General features: G+C 32.7%; 5 protein-coding genes and 1 tRNA gene. All 6 read right to left on the bottom strand.

Annotated features, from left to right (window positions below):
- Positions 1-265: 265 nt before the first annotated feature.
- Positions 266-339, bottom strand: a tRNA-Arg gene (locus tag Q0997_RS05135).
- A 33-nt stretch (positions 340-372) separates the two neighbouring features.
- Positions 373-822 carry a GatB/YqeY domain-containing protein gene (locus Q0997_RS05130; protein ID WP_299885501.1) on the bottom strand — a complete coding sequence of 150 codons (450 nt, stop codon included), beginning with the start codon at positions 820-822 and terminating at the stop codon, positions 373-375.
- Between the two features lie 144 nt (positions 823-966).
- Positions 967-2,934, bottom strand: a complete 1,968-nt coding sequence (gene ftsZ / locus Q0997_RS05125) for a cell division protein FtsZ (RefSeq protein WP_299885498.1) — start codon at positions 2,932-2,934, stop codon at positions 967-969.
- A gap of 71 nt (positions 2,935-3,005) precedes the next feature.
- Positions 3,006-4,325, bottom strand: coding sequence for a cell division protein FtsA (ftsA, locus tag Q0997_RS05120; RefSeq protein ID WP_299885495.1), 1,320 nt, complete (start codon positions 4,323-4,325; stop codon positions 3,006-3,008).
- Between the two features lie 3 nt (positions 4,326-4,328).
- Entirely contained in the window at positions 4,329-5,048 is a 720-nt protein-coding gene (locus tag Q0997_RS05115; RefSeq protein ID WP_299885493.1) for a cell division protein FtsQ/DivIB, read from the bottom strand.
- Positions 5,038-6,390 carry a UDP-N-acetylmuramate--L-alanine ligase gene (gene murC, locus Q0997_RS05110; protein ID WP_299885490.1) on the bottom strand — a complete coding sequence of 451 codons (1,353 nt, stop codon included), beginning with the start codon at positions 6,388-6,390 and terminating at the stop codon, positions 5,038-5,040. The genes Q0997_RS05115 and murC overlap by 11 nt, the downstream gene beginning before the upstream one ends.

Genomic DNA, 6,390 nt, shown 5'->3' with positions numbered 1-6,390 from the left:
AATAATCTCAAGCAAGCTTGATTAACGCAAATCATTTTTAAAAGGATTACTTCGCTTTGCTTCGTGATCCTCAAAACCCCGTTTTGATAAAAGAAAACGCTGATAAAAATAATCTCAAGCAAGCTTGATTAACGCAAATCATTTTTAAAAGGATTACTTCGCTTTGCTTCGTGATCCTCAAAACTCCGTTTTGACAAAAGAAAACGCTGATAAAAATAATCTCAAGCAAGCTTGATTATTTTTATCAGCGTTTTCTTTTCATTCGTGACCTCGAGAGGATTCGAACCTCCAACCCTCAGAGCCGAAATCTGATATTCTATCCAGTTGAACTACGAGGCCATTGATTCCTATTCTAATTAGGAATAATATAAATTACGCTAGTTTAGCTTTCACAATTGTAGATATTGTTTTACCATCTGCTCTACCTGCAACAGCTTTATTAACCATACCCATTACTTTCCCCATATCTTTCATGCCTTCTGCTCCTGTTTTTGCTATCATCTCTTCCACAACTTTAGCTACTTCTTCTTCTGTCATAGCTTCTGGTAAAAATTGAGCTATCACTTCTGCTTCAGCTAATTCTGGTGCCGCCAAATCTTCTCGCCCTTGCTCTACAAATATAGCAGCACTATCCTTACGTTGTTTTACTTGTTTTTGAAGAATTTTAAGCTCTTGCTCTTCAGTTAATTCTTCTTTTGCTCCACTTTCTGTTTGCGCTAACAAAATAGCAGATTTAACTGCTCGTAAAGCTGTTAATGCTACGGTATTTTTACTTTTCATTGCCTCTTTTAAGGCAGTCATTATATTTTGCGATAAACTCATTTTATTTTGATTTTATTGAATTGCGAAGATACTAAGAAAAATGGATTCACTATTTGTATAAATCGTAATTGACTTTATTAAAAAACCCAGAAAGTTGGGAAACTTGCTGGGTCTTAATACGACTAAATATGCTATTTAAAATATTTAATCTACGTTATCGTGTAAAAAAGAATTATTATTTCTTAATTGAATATCATCATTATCATCTATACTTAAACTAGTTTTAGATGCATTTGTTTCTGAGGATGAATGCTGTGTTTCGTCTAAAGTCATTCCTTGACGTTTGTATGCAGGAATCTTTTCTATATCATCAATCTTTGCATTATTGAATTTATAATTGAAACTTTTCATCTTTTCTCTTCTATCATCTGCACGCTCTTTTAGAATATCAGAAATAGAACTATTCGTAGGATCTAAATCTTCTTCTGGAGTTATTTTAGGAGCTTTTTCTTCTACAGATTTTTTTTCAAAAACGATCTCAGCATCTACTTCTTCTTTGACTTCAGTTGTTTTTTGATTAGAATTTAATGCAGAATTAACTTCTATATAATCATCCAAAGCATAACGTACTTCTTCATCTTCACGAACTTCGGTAACAGGAATTAACTCTACATGATCATTAACTTCTATATCTTTTACTTCGCTTGTTAAATCGTAAGTAATAGGCTCTTCATCTTCAATAGACTTTTCATTAATAGGTAAATCAAAACTCAACGTTATTTGTTGTTTTTTCTCCTCTTCTTCAATTACATTGTTTTGATTATTTTCTTCAGTAGATGATGTAATAACAAAATCTTCTTCGGTATCAAAAGTCGCTACCACTTCATCATAAACAACATCCATATTTTTAATAATCTCTGTTGTTGTTACTAATCCTAAATCTTCTAATGTTACACTTCTTTGTTTATTGATTAAATCCATTTCAAACTTACTCAAAGTGTCTTCAGCATCTTCATTTAAGTCTAAAGTATGTTTAACCACCTTAACTGGTTTTGGTTTTTCAAGAACAATATCTGGCGTTATTATAGCTGGAGAATCTTCTTCATTACTTAAATCTTTTTCTATACTTTGATCTTCCTCTAAAGCATGAATAACTTTTTTAGTTTCAGTATTAGAAATCTCATCTTGTTGTTCAATATTAAAACCTGTAGCTATTATTGTTACTGCTATAGATTCTTCTAAAGCTTCATCTTCACCAACACCCATAATAATGTTTGCTCCATGACCGGCTTCTGCTTGAATATGATCATTAATCTCACCTATTTCATCAATAGTAATTTCCTGAGAACCCGAAACGATTAGCAACAATACGTTTTTAGCTCCAGTAATTTTATTATCATTTAATAACGGCGAATCTAATGCTTTAGAAATTGCTTCTTGTGCTCTATTTTGACCTGATGACGTTGCAGATCCCATAATAGCTGTACCACTATTGCTTAAAACTGTTTTAGCATCACGTAAATCAATATTTTGAGTATAGTGATGTGTTATAACTTCTGCTATACCTCTAGCTGCTGTTGATAAGACCTCATCTGCTTTAGAGAAACCAGCCTTAAAGCCTAAATTACCATATACTTCTCGTAATTTATTATTATTGATTACGATTAACGAATCTACTTCTGCACGTAATTTCTCAATTCCTTCTTGCGCTTGCTCATTACGCATCTTCCCTTCAAACTGAAATGGCATTGTAACAATACCTACAGTTAAAATGTCTAATTCTTTAGCCATTTTAGCAATAATAGGTGCCGCTCCAGTTCCAGTTCCTCCTCCCATTCCTGCAGTTATAAAAACCATTTTTGTATTGGTTCCTAACATTTGTTGAATGTCATCAAAACTTTCTTCTGCTGACTCTTTACCTACATTTGGGTTTGCTCCAGCTCCTAATCCTTCGGTTAAATTAACACCTAATTGGATTTTATTTGGAACACCACTATTTTGAAGTGCTTGGGCATCTGTATTACAGATTACAAAATCCACTCCTTTAATACCTTGCTGGAACATATGGTTAATAGCGTTGCTACCACCTCCACCAACACCAATAACCTTTATGACGTTAGATTGATTTTTAGGTAAATCAAAGGCGATACTTTCGAATTCTTTGTTGCTCATAAAATTCTATTTATTTGGATCAATTACTATTTTTATTGACGATACATACCTTCGTCATACTTATTTATTAATTATTCTGCGTTGTCTAAAAAATCTTTAACACGCTCTGTTAACGCATCTAAAAAGGAGCGTTTTTGTTTTTTTGGCGGCTCTACTATCTCTTCTTCTTCAACTAAAAACTCAGAATCTTCTTTTTCTATTTCTTCAACAACGGCTTCTGCTTTAACTCTTTCTTGTCGTTTTAAACCATCCATTACTAAACCAACCGCAGTTGCAAACAATGGACTTGTAATAGCATCATCGCTATCCCCTGCCAAATGTTCATTTGGATAACCTACTCTGGTATCCATTCCTGTAATATATTCAACTAATTGTTTTAAATGTTTTAACTGGCTTCCTCCTCCAGTTAATACAATACCTGCAATTAGTTTTTTCTTTTGTTCTTCATGTCCATAGTTTTTAATTTCTACATACACTTGCTCTATAATTTCAACAACTCTTGCATGAATAATTTTAGATAAATTTTTCAATGTAATTTCTTTTGGATCTCTTCCTCGTAATCCTGGAATAGATACAATTTCATTGTCCTTATTTTCTCCTGGCCATGCAGAGCCAAATTTTATTTTTAATAATTCAGCTTGTTTTTCAATGATAGAACAGCCTTCTTTTATATCCTCCGTAATAACATTTCCTCCAAATGGTATTACTGCAGTATGACGTATGATTCCATCTCTAAAAATGGCCAAATCTGTAGTTCCTCCTCCAATATCAATTAACGCTACTCCAGCTTCTTTTTCTTCTTGACTCAATACTGCGTTAGCTGAAGCTAAAGGCTCAAGCGTGATGCCTTCTAAAGCTAGCCCTGAACTCTTAACACAGCGCCCAATATTTCTAATAGAAGACACTTGACCTACTACAACATGAAAATTAGCTTCCAGCCTTCCACCATACATTCCTATAGGCTCTTTTATCTCTGCTTGACCATCAACTTTATATTCTTGTGGTAATACATGAATAATTTCTTCTCCAGGTAACATTACCAACTTATGCACTTGATTTACCAAACGGTCAATATCTTCTTCATCAATTACTGTTTCAGAATCTGGTCGTGTGATATAATCACTATGTTGTAGACTACGAATATGTTGCCCTGCAATACCAACAGTTACGCCTTCTATTTTAAGTGCGGCTGCAGCTTCTGCTTCTTGAATTGCTAATTGGATAGATTGAATTGTTTGCGTAATATTATTTACTACACCACGATGTACACCCAAACTTTTAGACTTTCCAATGCCTAAAATCTCTACTTTACCATATTCATTTTTACGACCAATCATCGCCACAATTTTTGTGGTTCCAATATCTAATCCAACTGCTAAATTCTGTTCCATAATTTATACTTTAGTACAAACAACTTGGTTTTCAAATTGCAAATTAACTTTGCTATATTTTTTTAAACTCTTATCCTTAATCGCTTTTTTATAAAACGCTTTAAGGTTATTTATTTTTTTTTCTAAATGTTTAAGGTTTCCTAATTGCACTATAAATTGACATTGTCTTAATCTTAAATTGATAGACTTATTTTCATTTTGATGAATCGATACGACATTCTTTTTTAAGAAATCGTCAGTATCAATTCTACTAGCAATAGCATAAACATTACTTAAATCTTTCTTTGACACTTTACCAGTAACCATGGGTACTCGCGCAGTATAATTTGATGACAAAGGCATATAACCTCCTTTATCATCTATATAATAAGAGCCTGAATTACTGACTCTTGCAATAGGTTTCTTTTGTTTTATTTTAGCTGAAAAATCTCCATTTACACTTAAGAAAACTTCAGCTTTTTCAATCATTGCGTTAGCGTTTAGGGCAGATTCTATAGTATTCAAATCTAAAGTTTCTTTAGGCACACTCGTAACAGCTTCTTGATTTTGTATTAACAATTTACTAACAGTCGCATGAGTAATAAATGGTTTTTGCTCATCTACAAATTCTATGGTTGTTTTTACGATCTTTCGATTACCATTTTTCTTAGACGCAAAAGCAAATAGAAATATTACTAAAGCTAGTAATAGAAACATTTTTATGTAGTTCCAATTAATTTTCATTAACCAATGCTTGTTTTATTTTTTGTACTTCGGCTCCAATATCTCCTGCTCCAATAGTGAGAATTATTTTCGCACTACTTTGTTTTATTTTCTGAATCATTTCAGACTTACTAATTAATTCTTTCTTTGGGTTATCTATTTGCTCCAACAACCACTTAGAGGTTATACCTTCTATTGGTAATTCTCTTGCTGGGTATATGTCAAGTAGTTTTACTTCATCAAACTGAGACAAACTTCTTGCAAAATCGGTTCCAAAATCTTTTGTTCTTGAAAATAAATGTGGCTGAAAAATCGCCAACACTTTTTCCTCTGGATACATCTCTCTAACAGCTTGATGTACAGCATTAATCTCTTCTGGATGATGCGCATAATCATCAATAAACACCAACTCATCTGTTTTAATTTGATACGTAAAACGTCTTTTCACACCTTTATAAGATGCCAAAGCCTTAGTGAGCTGCGGTTGAGGGAGACCATATTCTACAGCCATCGCTAAGGCAATTAATGCATTCGACAAATTATGTCTACCTGGTAGGTTAAATTGAACTTTTTCCAACAGCGCATTTGGTGTCTTAACATCAAACACATATGCTCCATTTTCTATTTTTATATTTTTAGCAGTATAATCTGAATCATCCTCAATACCATATGTAATGCCCATTAAGGGCAAGCCATTTTTAATAAATAATTTTCCGTTAGCCTTTAATTTTTTAGAAAAATCTTCAAATGTTTTCACTAACTCTGAAGCATCTCCATAAATATCCAAATGATCTGCATCCATAGACGTAATACATGCTAAGTCTGGTGAAAGCGTTAAAAAAGAACGGTCAAATTCATCTGCTTCTACTACACTAACTTCACTACCATTCAATATTAAATTAGAATTATAATTTTCACTAATCCCTCCCAAAAACGCAGTTAAAGGCACATTACATTCTCGCATAATATGACCTAAAATACTTGTAGTAGTTGTTTTCCCATGTGTTCCTGCCACCGCTAAACAAAATGTGTTTTTAGTAATTAAACCTAAAACCTCTGAACGTTTTAAAACTGTATAGCCACTATTTATAAAATACGTTAACTCTTTATGAGTTTTTGGAATCGCAGGAGTATAAACAACTAATGTCTCTTTAATATTTAAGTATCGTTCTTCTATATTAGCAACCGAATCTTCAAAATGAACTTTTACACCCAAATCTTCTAAAACATTAGTGATTTCTGTTTGAGTTTTATCGTAACCCGCAACATACTTATTAGTAGCATTAAAATAACGTGCTATCGCACTCATACCTATACCTCCAATACCTACAAAATAGATGTTATGTATGTTGTTTAAATTCAT

It is taken from the genome of uncultured Lacinutrix sp., assembly GCF_947500325.1.
In the GTDB taxonomy this organism is placed as follows: Bacteria; Bacteroidota; Bacteroidia; order Flavobacteriales; family Flavobacteriaceae; genus Lacinutrix.
The sequence above is the reverse complement of the archived record's forward strand: the minus strand, read 5'-3'. Positions and strand labels throughout refer to the sequence as shown.